The organism is Candidatus Avoscillospira sp. LCP25S3_F1 (assembly GCF_052117125.1).
Lineage (GTDB): Bacteria > Bacillota > Clostridia > Oscillospirales > Oscillospiraceae > Avoscillospira_A.
Window position 1 is genome coordinate 198,116 of the sequence record NZ_JBQKJT010000004.1, and the last position, 17,214, is coordinate 215,329.

Sequence of the window (17,214 nt, forward strand, 5' to 3'; positions counted from 1 at the left end):
GGTATGGAGCTTTTGAAGGTCGACAATATCAATGTGTACTATGGCTCCATCCACGCCATCAAGGATGTTTCCTTTACGGTCAACGAGGGCGAAGTGGTAACGCTCATCGGCGCCAACGGCGCGGGCAAGTCCACCATCCTCAACACGGTTTCGGGACTGCTCCGCAGCAAGACCGGCACTGTGGATTTCCTGGGCCAGTCCATCAACCATGTGCCGCCCCACAAGATCGTGGCCATGGGCATGGCCCACTGCCCCGAAGGCCGCCGCGTCTTTTTGCAGATGTCCGTCCGGGACAATCTGGAAATGGGCGCTTACACCCAGCCCAACAGCGGTGTGGACGAGGACATCGAGAAAATTTATAAACTGTTTCCCCGCCTGAAGGAACGCTACAAGCAGGTAGCCGGTACTCTGTCCGGCGGCGAGCAGCAAATGCTGGCCATGGGCCGGGCTATGATGTCCCACCCCAAGCTGCTGATGCTGGATGAGCCCTCCATGGGCCTCGCCCCTCTGCTGGTAGAACAGATCTTCGACATCATCCGGGAGCTTCACGCCCAAGGCACTACCATTCTTTTGGTGGAGCAGAACGCCTCCATGGCGTTGGAGGTAGCCGACCGGGCCTATGTCCTGGAGACGGGCCGTGTGACCATGTCCGGCACCGGTAAGGAAGTGGCCGAAAGCCCCGCCGTCAAGGCCGCTTATCTGGGCGGCTGACGCCGGAGGGGACTGCCTTCCGGGGCGCTGCCCCGAACCCCGCGATTTTTTGAAAAAAATCGAGTAAAACTTTTAAAAGCCCCGGATTCCCATGGAATCCGGGGCTAAATTATTATGGTACTATAGGAAACTACCCATCAAGCAGAGACCGCTATTCGCAAAAGTAAGGGCTTGCAAATGAGCAAAGTCATATAGTTTTCTTGAGGAGCAGGCCCGATCTGGTCTCATATTGTCTGGAAGCATTACGGAAATGAGCACTATTGCTTAAGCTCCATATAGACTACGTCATACCCTTCTTCCTGTTGTGCTATGTGAGCAGGCGGTTCTTTCGCAACAAACCCCAAGCGCTGATACAGAGCAACCGCTTTTACATTCTGCGGGTCAGGATCAACCCAAACTGTTTTAGCTCCATTTGCAAAAGCTTCCTTGATGGCATGCTTTAGGCCAGCTGTACCAATTCCTTTGCCTCGCGCAAAAGAAAACAACTTAATATCAAGAGCTGCACTATCATTATGGTCCATATCAATGGAATAAAAAGACTCTCCACAGTAAATCCCATCGTCAAACAGCGAATAGTGGTTTCGGAGCGGTTTGCCTTGCTCAATCCAGGAAAGCCATTTTTTCATATTTTCGTCTGTTTCGTGTAAGCCATCTGGAAACCCAACAAACTTCATGACGTCCCCATCAGCCCAAAGCTTTTGCACATCCTTAAGGTCTCTGGACGTTGTTTCCCTGATTAATATCATTGTAGCAGTACCTCCTCTATGTCCTCTTCAAACGGACCCCTCTACTTCTGCCCTCCAATAATCCCGAGAACACGGAAGATAGGAAAGACGGCAAACATGAAAAATACTCGAGCAAATCCACTTTGCCCGAGCATCAAAATCAAGTGGTTGGAGGCGGCCTTGGGGCCGCTGCCTTGTTCAAATCCATTTGTTTTAAAAAAAAAGCATCCCTTTGTAGGGATGTCTTTTTTGGTGACCCGCCGGAGATTCGAACTCCGGACCCATTGCTTAAAAGGCAATTGCTCTGCCAACTGAGCTAGCGGGTCGTTTGGCTGGGATGGCAGGATTCGAACCTACGAATGCCAGAGTCAAAGTCTGGTGCCTTACCGCTTGGCGACATCCCAATATACGGAATATTGCAAATCCTTCGGTATTGGGCCGCCTACGGAAATTGTAAATGGGGTGGGTGAAGGGATTCGAACCCTCGACCTCCAGAGCCACAATCTGGCGCGCTAACCAACTGCGCCACACCCACCATATGAAATTTCCACAAGCTGCCGGAGCGCCGTCCTTGAAAATGGCACGCCAGGAGGGACTCGAACCCCCGACCTACTGCTTAGAAGGCAGTTGCTCTATCCAGCTGAGCTACTGGCGTATGCTGCACTGCCGTGTGACAAGCGGCACCGCCTCTCGCACAGGCCATTCCGCAGGAGACCGCAGTCCACCTGGAAAGCAAACAGACAGGCTGCTTGCTTTGCAGATGGAGCGGGTGATGGGAATCGAACCCACGCGACCAGCTTGGAAGGCTGGGATTCTGCCATTGAACTACACCCGCATCGGACAGTTCCGACAGAAAAAACCGCAAGCGGCCTTGTCAGCCACAACATCATAGCATATTTTACACATGGTGTCAACAATTTATTTGCCCATATTGAAAATTTTCTTTACCGGCGCCGCAGAATTTTTAGAATGACCACCACATCGGCCACCAGGAACACCGCCGCGCCCCCCAATGCCAGCCACCAGGGCGAAAACGGCAGCTTCCAAGTCCCCCCTTGTTTCTGTTCCGGTGTTTCCGCCGCCGGTTCCTCCGCGGACGGTTCCTCCGGCTGGACGGGTTCCGGTTCCGTATTGTCCGTGGTTTCCGGCGTCTGCGTCGGCTCCGACGGTTCCGGCTGTTCTGTCACGGCGGAGGGTTCCTCCGGTTCCGGTTCGGGCACGTATTGGGATACGGTATACTCCGTCAGCACCTCCGCCGCCCGGCCCAGGACCTCTGCCCCGCCGGGGGCGTCACTGGTGTACACTGCCAGCAGGAAGGGCTGCGGCGTGTAGATGATGCCCGTATCATTGATGGCCGTCACGCCGTCATCCACATAGTACCCGTACTTGTGCGCCACCTCATAGTCGGTGACATACATCTTGAAATACTCCCCGGGCTGGGCCTGTTTCATATAGCCGATCATTTCAGCGAACTTGTCGCCGCCTTCATAGAGGTGCTTCAACGTGTCCAGCATCATCGAGGTACAGTAATAATTATCGACATAGTAGATGTAGTCAATTTCCTCATCCGGCATGGTAAAATACTGCTTCATGGTATTTTTATATGTGCGAAAATTGCCGAGGTTGTACAGCATGTCGATGGAAACGTCGTTGTTGGACCACACCAGGCTCTGATAATGGGCATCGGCCAGGGTGGTGGCGCCGATCATGGCGGCGGAGGAGATTTCTCCAGCGGCTTCCATCTCATAGTAGTGCATATTCAGCGGCAGTTTGTAGGTGCTGGCCGCAATCATAAACTTGGTATCGTTGTAGCGGTACTCCTCACCGGTGACGGTATTGTAGTAGCAGAGAGAAAAGTTTCCCTCATTCAGGCCATACTCCGTCCGGAAGTCGTCCATCAGGGCTGTCAGGTCCTCGGAGGCCGGCTGCGTCTCCACGGCGGCAGCCGCCGGTACGGTCCACAGGGTCAGGCCCAGCAGCAGCGCCGCCAAACGGCGCACGGGATGTTTCATGGAGATTCCTCCTTTCTCTCTCCTGCTATGGTAGAGAAAAAATGTGAACAAACCATGAACGAATGGACAAATCCGTCGAAACACGGTATACTGGAGAAAACTTCAAGATCAGAATCGAGGCAGTACCATGACAGATTTTTCCCACATTCTCCTGGTCAGCGACTACGACCGCACCATGACGGCCTTTGACGGCACGGTGCCCCAGGCCAATCTGGACGCCATCGCGGAATTTACGGATCGGGGCGGCGTGTTCACCATTGCCACCGGCCGGTCCAGGCCCATGTTCCGTAAGCCCGTGGAGCAGCTGCCCATTTCCGTGCCGGTGATCCTGGCCAACGGCGGCGCCCTCTGGGAGCCGGACACCGACCATGTGACGGTGTTCCACCGGCTCAGCGACGAGGCCATGGCGGCCGTCCGGGACATCACCGGCCGGTTTCCCCAGCTGCGTCTGGAGCTTCAGGGGCTGGAACGTCATCGCTGCATGGGCCATGACGCCATCCGGGACGCCTATCTGGCCCGGTATGGCCTGGAGCCGGACTACGGCGGCTGGGACGATCTGCGGGATATCATGTCGGTAGCCTGTCTCTACGCTCCGTTCCAGAAGGCGGCCCACGCCCGGCCGGACGAGACCAGCCCGGAGGAGGAATTGCCCTTCGATGCCATCGAAGCCCTGGTGGCGGAACGGTACAGCAATCTGCTGGAAGCCGTGCGGTCCATGCCCCGGATGATTGAGCTGCTGCCCAAGGGCTGCGGCAAGGGCAACGCCGCCCGGGAGCTGGCCCGGCGGCTGGGCCGGACGACGCTGCTGTGCGTCGGCGACGCTCCCAACGATCTGGACATGCTGGACAAAGCCGACGAGGCGTTCTACCCCACATCCGCGGAGTCGTCCCTCCGCAATCGGGGATATACGCCCCTGCCCGTCAGCTGCCAGGAGGGCACCATTGCCGCCCTGGTGGAACTGCTGAAACAGCGGTAATCCATCATTTTTAGTTAGTAAGACGCGCCCCGGCGGTTCGGGGCGCGTCCTTTCTCAGCTGTTCTTCATGAGACCGGCAGCCTGGAGGTTTGCCAGCAAGGTATTGAACTTTGTGACGACATCATTGGTACCGGTGGCATTGGCCACGAAGGCCGCCGCCGTAGCCGACGGACCGGTAGGGCCGGTGGGGCCCGTTGCGCCGCTGGGGCCGGTGGGACCCGTCGCGCCGGTAGCCCCGCTGGGGCCAGTCGGACCCGTCTGGGCGATGTTAAAAGGAAAGAAATAAACTATTTCAGCTGATTGCTGTCACTGCATTCTAAGGCTGACCGGATTGAAAGGAAACATCCTGATTGGCAAAATAGGAGGGGACATACCATGATCTTATTTTGTAGAAAAATGTCGGTGCAGATTTTATAAAAATAAAAAAATAAGACTTGTGTAATCATTGGAAAAGGTTCATAACGAAGAGGCAACAATATTGGATTCAAAATCCATGCCTTTCCGGGTGGTCCGAACGGCCCTTCGGAAGCAAAGAAAGAAAGATGGTGGACTTGTGAAACTCGGTATTGTACAAAAGCTTTTGGTGGGAATCCTCCTGCCTTTAGTGCTGGTCTTGGGATTGATCGGTGTATTGCTTGGCGTGCAAGTCTCTGGTACCGTGAAGCAGATGATGACGCAAACCTTGACATCACAGACAGAGACGGCAGCTGAGGAAGTGGATGCCTTTCTGTCTCAGTACTTTGGCGCAGTGGATGGACTGCTTCAGTCTAATGTGGTACTTAATGTGGCCACGGACCCCAATAAGGTGATTCTGGATGACGCGGCAGAGTTTTCCCGTCTGTTGAGTGAACTGCGCAGCATGCAGCAGACCTATCAGGACAATGTGCTCAATGTCTGGTATATGGACGTTACGGCCAATGAACTGGTGCTGCAGGACAACAGTCGGCTGCTGGGGTCCGAGGTGGATTTTACCCAACGTGAGTGGTACATCCAGTGTGCGGCGCAGAAGAAGACCATCCTTACAAGCGCCTATGAGGATGGTCGCACCCATGAAATGGTCGTAACGGTGGCTGGACCGGTCATGTCCAATGGGCAAATGCTGGGCGTGATTGGAATTGACGTCAGCTTGGAGGAATTGAGCAGCACCCTGAATGCCATTTCCATCGGTGAGGGCGGTTATGTTGTGCTGATCGACTCTGCCAATTTGATTCTGGCCAGCCCCGACGCCTCCCTGGTGGGGTCGGATGCCACACAGGTGGGATGCTCCCAGAATATGATGGACGTGCTGCTCAATAACCAGACCGTGGAGGGATTGCCATATACCCAGAACGGCAGCTCCTACTACGGCAGCACCGTCTACCTCAGCGATTTCGGCTATGAACTTTTGGGCGTTCTGCACGCTTCGGAATATGATGGGCACGTTGCCAGTACTGTCCGAGTGGTCGTGATCGGTTTTGTGCTGTGCGCGTTGATCTTGGCCGCTATTGTCACTTTGCTGGCTGTATCCATCATCCGTCCGCTGAAAAAGCTGAGCAATGTGGCGGAACACCTGGCGGATGGAGAGTTGGATGTAGACTACCAGGCCAAGGGCAATGACGAGGTGGCGGCACTGGGAGTGTCCATTTCCCGTATCGTGGAACGCCTGAAGACTTACATTCAATATATCGGTGAACTGTCGGCTGTGTTGAACCAGATGGGTCAGGGAGACCTGGTATTTCAGCTGAAATACGACTATCAGGGAGAGTTCGCCAAACTGAAGGATGCCCTGCTGGACATCCAGCGCAATATGTCTAACACACTGTCCAGCGTTTCCCAGGCCGCCGTTCAGGTGAATATGGGGGCCGATCAGATCGCTACCGGCGCGCAGGCTCTGGCTCAGGGCGCCACCGAGCAGGCCTCCGCCGTCCAGGATCTGTCCAATACCGTTCGGGAACTGGAAGAGAAGGTCACTAATGGCGCGCAGCAGGCCAACACCATGATCACCCGTCTGGAGCAGGTGAAGGACGAGGTGGATGCCAGCAATGGCCAGATGCAGGAGATGCTGGTAGCCATGGGCGACATTAGCCGCCACTCCAGCGATATTGGCAAGATCATCAAAACCATTGACGACATTGCCTTCCAGACCAACATTCTGGCCCTCAATGCAGCAGTGGAAGCTGCCCGGGCCGGGGAAGCCGGCAAGGGCTTTGCCGTGGTAGCCGATGAGGTGCGCAGTTTGGCAGGGAAAAGTGCCGCCGCCGCCCAAGAGACCAATGAATTGATCGAGCGGTCGGTCACAGCTGTCAAGCGGGGCGAGGGAATCGCGCATTCCACGGCCGACGTTCTGGCCTCTGCGGCCAGCAAATCCACCGAAGTGGTTGAAGCCATTGAGCAGGTGACCCGGGACTATCAGGAACAGGCAGATCATTTGAGAGACATTGCCACTGGTGTGGACCAGATTTCCACCGTCGTACAGACCAACTCGGCCACTGCAGAGGAGAGCGCCGCTGCCAGCCAGGAGTTGGCTGGACAGGCCTCCTATATGCAGGGAGAAATCAATCGGTTCCATCTGCAAAATACAGACGCGGAGCGTCGTCCTGTACCGGCGAAAGAGCCTATGCCCGATGATATGCCGTCTGTTTCGTCCTCTGCCCAATTTGGAAGCGAGAAGTACTAATGTCTTAGCGCATCGGCGGTCAAACTAGGTTTAGCTGATATCGGAGCCGCAGCGCATTGTCCCACACAGAAACCGTATCGAACAGAAGCAGCCTATGGCTTGAAGGGCCATAGGCTGCTTCTTTATGTTAGGAGAGCAACCACCGGCCTTGCCGGTGGAGGTTCCCATACAAAACTTTGGCTGCAAATATCGAGCGGAGCAGGTTATCCGTGGTGAACGACTTTCCTTAGAACAGCAGCTGCCCAGTTATAAGCTGCGGGACCAGTGACATCAGTGAAATAAAATTCCCAGCCTGGAGGATGTTCTGAACGAAGTATTTGTTGCGGACAAGCGGCAACGTTGTCTGTGACCGCCGATTTTCTTCCAAAGACATGCGGTGCATACGGCGGATATCTAGGAGGTTTTGACTTCTGCGGTCTGGAGGAAGCCCAGCAGCGCTATGAAAACGTTGGTGCCCTTGCTTGCTTTCTCATAGGACAAGTCGGCAACCGCATAAAAATGTTGGAAAGGAGGCGTGTGTTTGATGAACAATCCGCAGTTTCATATCTCGGCGCTGGCAAGCGTTGATACGCAGGAATTACACAAGGATGACTTGGTGGATGTGAGCGGCCTGACTCTTGATCCCCATATCCCCCAGGCGCTTCGGGCAGGCTATATTTTAAACACAACGGGAAATCCCTATTGTTTCCGCGTGGGCGGCTTGGGTGTCAAGCTGGAGTTTCGGGACGGCGCACCGTCTTTGCAGGATGCCCTTTCCGACTTCTTTCAGAGAAAAAAGAGCGGACTTTAATCTCTTTCCCGACTGCTGTCCAGAGGTGGAGATATCCCTTGTGTATCCCTGGAGCAGGAGCACAATATCGGTGTAATGTGGGAGGGAGGTTCGCATGGCACGCAAAAGCCGGGCTATGGGTGAAACAGGAAATTCACGGATTCGGGTATGGAGAATTGCCATCTATATCCGCCTTTCCAAAGAGGACGCTCGGTGCTTGGACGAGTCCGAAAGCGTCACCAATCAGCGGGCAATCATTACCGATCATATCGCCGGGTTTAACGACGGCGACGAATACATCATTGTGGACGAATATGTAGATGACGGCATTTCCGGCACAACAGACGACGAGCGCGATGACTTCCAGCGGATGCTGGCTGACATCAAACGGGGACGCGTGAACTGTGTAATCGTCAAAGACCTGGCCCGTTCTTTCCGTAATTACAGCGATCAGGGCTATTATCTCGATGACTGGTTCCCCCGCTACAATGTCCGATTTATCTCGCTGTTCCATCAGCCCCTGGACAGCTACAAAGACCCCCAAACGATGCGGAGTATCGCGGTCCCTATCCAGGGAGTGCTCAATGAAAACCATTGTGCGGAAACCTCTGACAAGGTGCGGGAGGTATTTGACATGAAGCGCCGCAACGGGGAGCACATCGGCTCCTTCGCGGTCTATGGTTATATCAAAGATCCCAACGACAAAAACGCCTTAATCGTAGACGAGGAAGCCGCTGCTGTTGTCCGGGAGATTTTCTCCATGTTTCTGGACGGTATGAGTAAAAATGCCATTGTGCGCTATCTCAATGATCACGGTGTTCTCTGTCCCGCCGCCTACAAGCGGGAACGCCTGGGGCTGAACTACCAAAACCCCAGCGTTGATCCGGCGAAACGGCCCTTGTGGTGTGCAACGTCGGTGAGCACGATTTTGAAAAACCGCATGTACTGCGGGGATATGGTGCAGGGCCGCTACCGCATGAAAAGCTATAAGGTGCATATTCAAGAGGTGGTTCCCAAAGAGGACTGGTACATTGTGGAAAACACGCACGAGGCAATTATTGACCGGGCCTCGTTTGAAAAGGTACAGTGTCTTTTGAGCCGGAACACCCGCACAGGCCCTCAGCAGAAAAATCTGTATCTGTTCAGCGGTTTTCTGAACTGTGCCGACTGCGGCAAGGCCATGAGCCGGAGCAAGGTGGGCAGCGTGGTGTACTACTACTGCCGTACTTATAAAGACCAATCCAAGAGCGCCTGTACCAAGCACACGATCAAACAGGACCAGTTGGAAGCTGCCGTTCTCTATGCCATTCAACAGCAGATCTATCTGGCGGTAAACTATACCGAGTTGATGGACCGGCTCAGCCGGACCCCGCTGGTAAACAGCCGGTCCAAAAAGCTGATGGAGGCCATCGAACAAAAAGAACGGGAGCTATCAAAACTCTCCCGTTACAAGCAATCGATCTATCAGGACTGGAAAGACGGCGAACTCAGCCACTCGGATTATCGACATCTGAAAGAGGACTATGCGCAGCAGGCCCAGTCTCTGGAGGAAGTGCTGCAAACCCTCCGAGCCGAACAGGCGGAGCTGGAAAACGGCGTGGATGCCGAAAATCCAATCTTGACTGCGTTCCGCCGGTATCAGAATATCGACAAGCTGACACGGAATATTCTGATTGAACTGGTGGATCACATCAAGGTGCATGAGGGCGGCAATATCAGCATTGTGTTCCGCTTTGCCGACGAGCTGCGCCGAATCAAAGAGGTGATTGCGCGCAATCCCCATCCATAACGAGGCGGTTTGACAAAAAACCGCGTTTTTACGGACCGTTTACTTTCCTATCGAGAGCGCCCCGGTCGCGCCGGTGGGACCGGTGGGACCACTGGGGCCGGTGGGACCCGTGGCACCGGTAGCGCCGCTGGGACCGGTGGGACCCGTGGCACCCGTTGCGCCGCTGGGGCCGGTGGGGCCCGTCGCACCCGTTGCGCCGCTGGGACCGGTGGGACCCGTGGCACCCGTTGCGCCGCTGGGGCCGGTGGGACCCGTAGCCCCCGTTGCGCCGCTGGGACCGGTGGGACCCGTCGCACCCGTTGCGCCGCTGGGGCCGGTGGGACCCGTCGCACCCGTTGCACCGCTGGGGCCGGTGGGACCCGTAGCACCGGTGGTGCCGCTGGGACCGGTGGGACCCGTCGCGCCCGTTGCGCCGCTGGGGCCGGTGGGACCTGTGGCACCGGTAGCGCCCGGTGCGCCTACAGGACCGATGAACCCTGTTGCGCCGGTGGCGCCCGTGGGACCGGTGGGACCAGTGGGGCCGGTTGCTCCGGTGGGGCCGGCCGGCGGGCAGGGAGGCGGACAGGGCGGCGGACAGCAGCAGGACGGCTGACAACAGCCGTCACCACCCTGGGTATGGCGGCGCGTCTCCGGCGTAAAGCTCAGTTCCTCACCGCGGCAGTCCTGGGGTGGCATATGAAAAAATTGCGACATACGTTTCGTTTCCCCTTTCGCGCGGCCGGATGATTCCTGGGCCGCACACCATCCTATGCCGTCGTCGGGCCGGAGGTGTGCCGCTTTAATTCTTGCAGTGCTGTTCCAAAATGGTCTGGAGGGCGCTGAGACTGCTGCTGTGGGATCGGGCAATCACCGTATTGCCTCGCCGGGCCTCACACATGGCGCAGTTGACCATCTTGTGGGAGACGGTATTGGTGAACAGAATCATTAAATCCGGGCTGCCGATTTTCCGACGCAGCTCACTTTTCAGGTGCAGAAAAATCTTTGCCTTACATCCATAGGCCTTGCAGGTGTCCTGGTACAGCCGCTCCATGCGGTCGTTGCCGCCGATGATGACCACGCTCATTGTTTGCGCCTCCTTGATTTTTGCGGTTAGATATAACTAACTTCCATTGAAAAAGAAAAGCGGTCCCCCGCCTTTGTCGCATTGAGTTATATATGGCTAACTCATTTGTAGGATACCACAGGTCTTCTCTTCTGTCAAGGGTCTTTTCCGGTCAGTTGACACAGGGAAGCCGCCGTCGTATCATGGAGGAAATGAGATTCTACTGTAAAGGAGTGACCATCCATGGACCGTCCACTGGATATCACCATCATCGGCGCCGGCGTCATCGGCTGTGCCGTGGCCCGGGAGCTGAGTCGCTACCATCTGCGCGTGGCCGTGGCCGAGGCCCATCCGGACCTGTTCGGCGGCACCAGCGCCCGCAATTCCGGCGTCATCCATGCTGGATTCCACAATGCTCCCGGCTCCCTCATGGCCAGGCTGTGCGTGGAAGGCAACCGGCTGTTTTCCGATCTGACGGCCCATTTGGACGTACCCATGCGCCGCACCAGCAAACTGGTGGTGGGGTTTGACGACGAGGACCGGGCCCATCTGCTCTCCATGCTGGAGCGGGGCCGCCGGAACGGCGTACCGGGGCTGAAGCTCATCGGCCGGGATGCGCTGCGGAAGCTGGCCCCGGCCGTGGCCGGAGAGTTTGCCCTGTATTCGGCGTCCACCGGCATTGTGGACCCGTTCCAATGGACCTGGGCCTTGGCGGAAAACGCCGCCCACAACGGCGTCCGGTTTCTTTTTTCCAGTCCCCTGACCGCCGCCGTCCGCCGGGACGGTCTGTGGGCGCTGACCGTAGGAAGCCGCACCCTTTACAGCCGCTGGGTCATCAACTGCGCCGGGCTGTTCTCCGACAAGGTGGCGGCGTTGTTAGGCTTGACGGGTTATCAAATTTACCCCTGCCGGGGCGAATACTTTCTGCTGGACGAACGGCTCTCCTCCCTGCTGCCCCTGCCAGCCTATCCGGTGCCCAACTACCGCACCGGCGGCCTGGGCATCCATCTGACGCCCACATTGGAGGGCAACATTCTGATCGGTCCCAGCACCGAGTACATCGACGGCCCCACAGACTGGCGCACCACGGCTCCGACACAGGACATGCTTCTGCGGGAGGGGCGTCGGATTTTCCCCAGTCTCAGCCGGTCCGACTGCATTCGCGCCTTTGCCGGTGTCCGGCCCAAGCTGACCGGCCCCGACCGGGGCGGCTACGATGATTTCGTCATCTGCCGCCGGGAGGACGTGTCTCCCCGGGTCATTCATCTCATCGGCATGGAATCGCCGGGCCTGACGGCCTCCGTACCCATCGCTCGGGAGGTGATTCGGCTCCTGGGCCTGACGGAGCCCCTGGTAGAACGGAGCGACTTCGACCCCATCCGGGAACGGCCCACCGCCCTGCGGCATCTGGGTCCGGCGGCCCAGGCCCGTCTCATTGCCGGCAACCCGGACCACGGAGAAATTGTCTGCCGCTGCCGCACCATCACCCGGGCCGACGTGGCGGCAGCCCTGTCCGGTCCCTTGCCCGCCCGGACGCTGACGGGGTTGAAGTACCGCTGCGGGGCCATGATGGGCCGCTGCCAGGGCGGCTACTGCCAGACCCGTCTGGTGGCGCTGATGGAAGAGCTGGCCGGGATTCCCAGAGAACAGCTGCTCTACGGCCCGGCCGGTTCCCGACTGTTTCCAGGAAAGGTGCGTGACGTATGAACGAACCCATTATGAAAGATGTGGTCATCCTTGGCGGCGGCCCGGCCGGTTTGGCCGCGGCTTTGGCCCTCCGGGAACAGGGCGTCCGCGACCTGGTGATTCTGGAGCGGGAGCCGGAGGCCGGGGGCATTCTGCGCCAGTGCATCCACGACGGCTTCGGTCTGACGCGGTTCCACGAACCCCTCACCGGCCCCGAGTACGCTCAGCGGTTCCTGGACCCGGTCTGGGCGGCAGGCATCGAACTCCACACCGGCACTACAGTTACGGAGCTGACGGCCCAACGGCTGGTGACCGCCGTATCCCGCCGGGGGCTGACGCAGTATCAGGCCCGGGCCGTGATTTTGGCCATGGGCTGCCGGGAACGGGCCGCCGGGGCCTTGCCCATCTGCGGCACTCGGCCCGCCGGTGTATTTACCGCCGGTGTGGCGCAAGCCTATGTCAATCTCTATAACACCATGGTGGGCCGGGAGATTGTGATTCTCGGTTCCGGCGACATCGGTCTGATTATGGCCCGGCGGCTGACGCTGGAGGGCGCCCACGTCCTGGGAGTCTATGAAATTCTTCCCCATCCCAGCGGCCTGCCCCGGAACGTGACCCAATGTTTGGACGATTTCCACATCCCGCTCCATCTGTCCCATACAGTGACAGAGCTCCACGGCGCGGCACGGCTGGAAGCCGTCACGGTCTGCGCCGTGGACGCTCAGCGCCGCCCCCTGCCGGAGACGGCGGCGCGGATTCCCTGCGACACGCTGATTCTCTCCGTGGGACTGATTCCTGAAAATGAACTGAGCCGCATGGCCGGGGTGCAGTTGGACAGCCAGACCGGCGGACCCCTGGTGGACCAGTTCCTGCAAACCACGGTCCCCGGCATTTTCGCCGCCGGAAATGTCCTCCACGTCCACGACGTGGCCGACGACGTTTCCGCCGAAGCCGAATTTCTGGCGGCCCAGGTGGCCCGGTATCTGGCCGGACCTCTGCCCCCCTGCCCCATTGCCGTCACGGGCCGCGGCTGCGGCCATGTGGTGCCCCAGCGGCTGTGCCGGGGCGAAGCCGCCGTTCTCTCGTTCCGTCCCGCCGCGCCCCGGCGGCAGCTGGTGGTGGTGGCCATCCAGGACGGACAAACCCTCTGCCGCCGCACCATTCCCTATGCCACCCCGGCCCAGATGGTCCATCTGCCCATTCCGGACCTGGCCGACGGGTCCCCTGTGGAGGTATGCTGTTATGACGACGAAAACCCTGCTGTGTAATCTCTGCCCCAACTGCTGCGCCCTGACCGTGACGCTGGAGGGAGACGCGGTCACCGGCTGCACCGGCAATCTCTGCACCCAGGGGGCCGATTTTGCCCGACAGGAGCTGACCATGCCCCTGCGGAATGTGACCACCTCCGTAGCCGTCTCCGGCGGTTTCTATCCCCTGTGTTCCGTGCGGCTGTCGGCCCCCATTCCCCTGTCCCGGCTGACCGAGGCCGTGGACCTGCTGCACAGCCTCACTGTGACCGCTCCGGTGGCCATGGGCCAGGTGCTGCTGGAGGACCTGCTGGGCCTAGGCGTCCAGGTCCTGTCCACCCGCTCCGTCCCCGCACTCCGGTTCTGCAAAGACTGACCGTTCCCATTCTCAACGGCATTTATTCGCCAATCTGTGACAATTTTCCTTTCTTTTGGATTTTCAGTGGCCTTTCCTGGGATTGTATGGTATATTAAGGGTATCTAACGATATCAGCATCGGCAAGCAGGAGAAAAAGAGGCGAAGCAATGCAATTCAGCTGTGAGTTTTTTGAGAGTCTCAACGAGGATGTCTACATCTCGGACATGAAGACCTATGACTTACTCTATGTCAACGCGCATCTGCGCAAAATGCTGGGATTGGGGTCCCATGACGCATACCGCGGCCAAAAATGCTATGCCCTGCTGCAAGGACTGGAGGAGCCCTGTGCGTTCTGCACCAACTCCAAACTGCGTGCCGGAGCGTTTTATGAATGGACATACCACAATCCGCTGTTAAAGCAGAATTACAGCATTAAGGACACCATTTTGGACTGGGAGGGCCGTCCCTGCCGTATGGAGCTGGCCGTTGAATCGGGCCACAGCTCCTCCGTGTCGGACACCCACCACACCCCCTATCTGACCAAGCGCGATACGGTCATCGACGAGTGCTTGCAGCAGGTCTACGCCTCCGCCAATGTGGACGATGCCCTCATGCAGCTGTTGGCCTACATCGGGCGGGAATTTCATTGCGGCCGGGCGTATATTTTCGAGGACAACGGCGACGCCGCCTTCGACAACACCTACGAATGGTGTGCGCCCGGCGTGACGCCCCAGAAGGACTACCTGCAAAATGTGCCTGTGGAAGCCATCGACTGGTGGATTGGGCTTTTTCAGAGCCATCAAATTGTAGTCCTCAACAATCTGGAGCACATCCGGGAATACAGTCCCTTGGTTTACGACGCATTGAAGCCCCAGGAGGTCACCACACTGGTGACCGGTCCCATCTATCTGGATCAGCGGCTCATCGGCTTTTTCGGTGTGGACAACCCGCTGCCGGAATCGCTGCCGGTGCTGAAGCCGCTGTTGTATGCCATCGGATATTTTTTCGCCTCGGTGCTCAAGCGGCGCAACCTCATCCAGCGGCTGGAGGACCTGAGCTTCCGCGATGCCCTCACCGGCGCCCTCAACCGCAACGCCCTGGCGGAGCTGGATGCCATCTTTCCGTCCATGGACACCCTCGGCGTCCTGTACTGCGACATCTCCGGACTGAAACAGATCAACGACACCCTGGGCCATGACGCCGGTGATGAACTGATTATCCAGTGCTATCACACCATTCAGAAAGCCGTGGGAAACCACAACATCTACCGGGCCGGCGGCGACGAATTTGTGGTGGTACTGCCCAACATTTCACAGGCCGAGTTCATCCAATATGTGGAAACATTGAAACAGACGATTGCGGACAGTGACCAGCACATTGCCGTGGGCCACTCCTGGACGGACCGAAAGCCGTTCCATCTGCAATTGCTGGTGGCCAATGCCGACAAGATCATGTATGAGGACAAGCGAAAATACTATGAAAACAGCGTGTTTCTCATCGACAAAACCCGGCCTCACCGGCAGGATATTCCCACTCTGCTGCGGAACACGGCCTTTCATCAGTTTATCCATGCCAACTTTTTTGACGCCGAGACATTGTTTCGTTCCATCACCTCCATCAACCGTTCCCAGTTTCTCTTCTTTGGCGACCTGCAAACCAATTTGTTTTTTATTTCCGACAACATGCGCGATGCCTTCGGCTTCCCCAGCAATGTGGTGCCGGACCTGCTGAACACCTGGATCAAACGCATCTGTTCACCGGAGGATCAGCAGTTGTATTGCCGGGACATTGCCGATATGATGGCCCACAAGCGCACGGTGCATGATCTGCGGTATCAGGTCCGCGACTGCTTCGGCAACCATATGTGGGTCCACTGCTGCGCCCTGCTCCAGTGGAACGACGCCTATACCGTACCCCTGTTTTTCTCCGGCTGTCTTTCCACCCAGGACGCGGAGTTTATGGTGGACCCCGTCACCCGGCTGCTCCAGGAATCCGCCGCCGTGCAGAAGCTGCTGGAGCTCCATGCCGGAGGGCAGCCCGTGCCGATCATTGTGTTCAGTCTCAATGGTTTTACGGAGATCAACCGCATCAAGGGCCGTCAGATGGCCAACCAGATGCTGCGCTCCATTGTGACCATGCTGACCAACCGGTTCAACAACACCCTTTCCTTTTTCCGTCTGGACGGTATGCGGTTTATGGCGCTGGTGTCGCCCAACTGTACCGAGTCTCCCGAGACTCTGATCGAAGACATCCGCAGCGCTGTTGCGGAGTCCTACCGGTCCTCCAGCGTGCTGCTGCGCTGCCCCTGTTCCGTTGGTCTGCTGCAATATCCGGCAGACGGCGTCACACCTCAGGTGCTGGTGGAGAACGCCATTGATTTGATCGCCACAGCCAAGTCCATGCCGGACCGTCCCTATGTCGTCCATTCCCAGGAAGACCGGCTCACCCAGAAGGAACTGGCCGCCATGGCCATCCAGCTGAACCGGGATATCTACAACAACATGGCCAATTTCCGGGTGGTGGTACAGCCCATCGTATCGGCGCAGACCGGCGAGATTTGCGGCGGTGAAACGCTGCTGCGCTGGCGCTACGGCGGAAAGGATATCTCCCCCACCGTCTTTATCCCCATTCTGGAGCGCAGCGGGCAGATCATCGGCGTGGGCCGCTGGGTGTTTGAACAGGTGGTCCGTTGCTGCAACCGACTGCTGTCCTCCGGCTCTCAGATTCGGCTCTCCTTTAACGTCAGCTACCTGCAAATCATGGACGACGAGTTTGTACCCTTCCTCCGGAAGACACTGCACAAGCACCATGTGGACGGCAGCAATCTGACGGTGGAACTGACGGAGACCCACTTCGTCGATTCCTTTGAGCGATTGCAGCAGTTTATCAAAGGCTGCCATGAACTGGGGCTGCATATGGCCCTGGACGATTTCGGCGCGGGGTATTCCTCCTTGTCTCTGCTGCTGCAATTTCCCACGGGTATTATCAAGCTGGACCGCTCTCTTTTGACGCAGATTACCACTTCCCCGGAGATTCTCCACTTTATCCAGAGCATCGTCTACGCCTGTCACAGCTTCGGGCAGCGGATTTGCGCCGAGGGCGTGGAGACGGAGGAACAGGCTGCCATCCTGCGGGACATGGGGTGCGAACTGATTCAGGGATTCCATTACTACGAACCCATGGAGCTGCGGGACCTGTACGAACTGGCGGCACGGAATATCCATGCCCAATCGCTCTAAAACT

14 protein-coding genes and 5 tRNA genes are annotated in these 17,214 nt (G+C 57.7%); 10 read left to right on the plus strand and 9 right to left on the minus strand.

Annotated elements, in window-relative coordinates:
- The first annotated feature begins 3 nt into the window (after window positions 1–3).
- Entirely contained in the window at window positions 4–711 is a 708-nt protein-coding gene (locus tag ACTQ33_RS05175) for an ABC transporter ATP-binding protein (protein WP_441462703.1), read from the plus strand.
- A 257-nt stretch (window positions 712–968) separates the two neighbouring features.
- On the opposite strand, the gene ACTQ33_RS05180 is transcribed toward ACTQ33_RS05175, so the two are convergent.
- The 7 genes from ACTQ33_RS05180 to ACTQ33_RS05210 form a co-directional block, all read right to left on the minus strand.
- The gene (locus ACTQ33_RS05180) at window positions 969–1,457 is read right to left on the minus strand and encodes a GNAT family N-acetyltransferase (protein ID WP_441462704.1); all 489 of its coding nucleotides are present in this window, start codon (window positions 1,455–1,457) and stop codon (window positions 969–971) included.
- Between the two features lie 229 nt (window positions 1,458–1,686).
- A tRNA-Lys gene (locus ACTQ33_RS05185) sits at window positions 1,687–1,762 on the minus strand.
- 3 nt (window positions 1,763–1,765) lie between these two features.
- Window positions 1,766–1,840: transfer RNA gene (locus ACTQ33_RS05190), tRNA-Gln, on the minus strand.
- Between the two features lie 54 nt (window positions 1,841–1,894).
- Window positions 1,895–1,971: transfer RNA gene (locus ACTQ33_RS05195), tRNA-His, on the minus strand.
- Between the two features lie 43 nt (window positions 1,972–2,014).
- Window positions 2,015–2,091: transfer RNA gene (locus ACTQ33_RS05200), tRNA-Arg, on the minus strand.
- A 106-nt stretch (window positions 2,092–2,197) separates the two neighbouring features.
- Window positions 2,198–2,271 (minus strand) — tRNA-Gly (locus tag ACTQ33_RS05205).
- A gap of 109 nt (window positions 2,272–2,380) precedes the next feature.
- Window positions 2,381–3,448, minus strand: coding sequence for a serine hydrolase (locus ACTQ33_RS05210; RefSeq protein WP_441462705.1), 1,068 nt, complete (start codon window positions 3,446–3,448; stop codon window positions 2,381–2,383).
- 127 nt (window positions 3,449–3,575) lie between these two features.
- On the opposite strand from ACTQ33_RS05210, the gene ACTQ33_RS05215 reads away from it, so the two are divergent.
- The 5 genes from ACTQ33_RS05215 to ACTQ33_RS05235 all read left to right on the plus strand — a co-directional run bounded on the left by ACTQ33_RS05215 (window position 3,576) and on the right by ACTQ33_RS05235 (window position 9,638).
- Window positions 3,576–4,424, plus strand: a complete 849-nt coding sequence (locus tag ACTQ33_RS05215; RefSeq protein WP_441462707.1) for an HAD family hydrolase — start codon at window positions 3,576–3,578, stop codon at window positions 4,422–4,424.
- A 553-nt stretch (window positions 4,425–4,977) separates the two neighbouring features.
- On the plus strand, window positions 4,978–7,080 hold the full coding sequence (locus ACTQ33_RS05220) for a methyl-accepting chemotaxis protein (RefSeq protein ID WP_441462709.1): 2,103 nt from the start codon (window positions 4,978–4,980) through the stop codon (window positions 7,078–7,080).
- 124 nt (window positions 7,081–7,204) lie between these two features.
- Window positions 7,205–7,348 (plus strand): hypothetical protein, encoded by a 144-nt coding sequence (locus tag ACTQ33_RS05225; RefSeq protein ID WP_441462711.1) that lies wholly within the window; start codon window positions 7,205–7,207, stop codon window positions 7,346–7,348.
- Window positions 7,349–7,603: 255 nt separating this feature from the next.
- On the plus strand, window positions 7,604–7,870 hold the full coding sequence (locus ACTQ33_RS05230) for a DUF6870 family protein (RefSeq protein ID WP_441462779.1): 267 nt from the start codon (window positions 7,604–7,606) through the stop codon (window positions 7,868–7,870).
- A 94-nt stretch (window positions 7,871–7,964) separates the two neighbouring features.
- On the plus strand, window positions 7,965–9,638 hold the full coding sequence (locus ACTQ33_RS05235; protein ID WP_441462713.1) for a recombinase family protein: 1,674 nt from the start codon (window positions 7,965–7,967) through the stop codon (window positions 9,636–9,638).
- A 39-nt stretch (window positions 9,639–9,677) separates the two neighbouring features.
- Here ACTQ33_RS05235 and ACTQ33_RS05240 read toward each other — a convergent pair whose 3' ends face one another.
- Both ACTQ33_RS05240 and ACTQ33_RS05245 read right to left on the minus strand, forming a co-directional pair.
- Window positions 9,678–10,331 carry a hypothetical protein gene (locus ACTQ33_RS05240; protein ID WP_441462715.1) on the minus strand — a complete coding sequence of 218 codons (654 nt, stop codon included), beginning with the start codon at window positions 10,329–10,331 and terminating at the stop codon, window positions 9,678–9,680.
- Window positions 10,332–10,416: 85 nt separating this feature from the next.
- A complete protein-coding gene (locus ACTQ33_RS05245; protein WP_441462717.1) occupies window positions 10,417–10,701 on the minus strand; it encodes a DUF2325 domain-containing protein in 285 nt (94 codons plus the stop codon).
- Between the two features lie 222 nt (window positions 10,702–10,923).
- On the opposite strand from ACTQ33_RS05245, the gene ACTQ33_RS05250 reads away from it, so the two are divergent.
- The 4 genes from ACTQ33_RS05250 to ACTQ33_RS05265 all read left to right on the plus strand — a co-directional run bounded on the left by ACTQ33_RS05250 (window position 10,924) and on the right by ACTQ33_RS05265 (window position 17,210).
- Window positions 10,924–12,387, plus strand: a complete 1,464-nt coding sequence (locus ACTQ33_RS05250) for an NAD(P)/FAD-dependent oxidoreductase (protein ID WP_441462719.1) — start codon at window positions 10,924–10,926, stop codon at window positions 12,385–12,387.
- Window positions 12,384–13,634, plus strand: coding sequence for an NAD(P)/FAD-dependent oxidoreductase (locus ACTQ33_RS05255; protein WP_441462720.1), 1,251 nt, complete (start codon window positions 12,384–12,386; stop codon window positions 13,632–13,634). Before ACTQ33_RS05250 ends, ACTQ33_RS05255 begins: the two co-directional genes overlap by 4 nt.
- Entirely contained in the window at window positions 13,609–13,989 is a 381-nt protein-coding gene (locus ACTQ33_RS05260; RefSeq protein ID WP_441462721.1) for a DUF1667 domain-containing protein, read from the plus strand. Before ACTQ33_RS05255 ends, ACTQ33_RS05260 begins: the two co-directional genes overlap by 26 nt.
- Before the next feature lie 149 nt (window positions 13,990–14,138).
- Window positions 14,139–17,210 carry an EAL domain-containing protein gene (locus ACTQ33_RS05265; RefSeq protein ID WP_441462723.1) on the plus strand — a complete coding sequence of 1,024 codons (3,072 nt, stop codon included), beginning with the start codon at window positions 14,139–14,141 and terminating at the stop codon, window positions 17,208–17,210.
- Window positions 17,211–17,214: the final 4 nt, after the last annotated feature.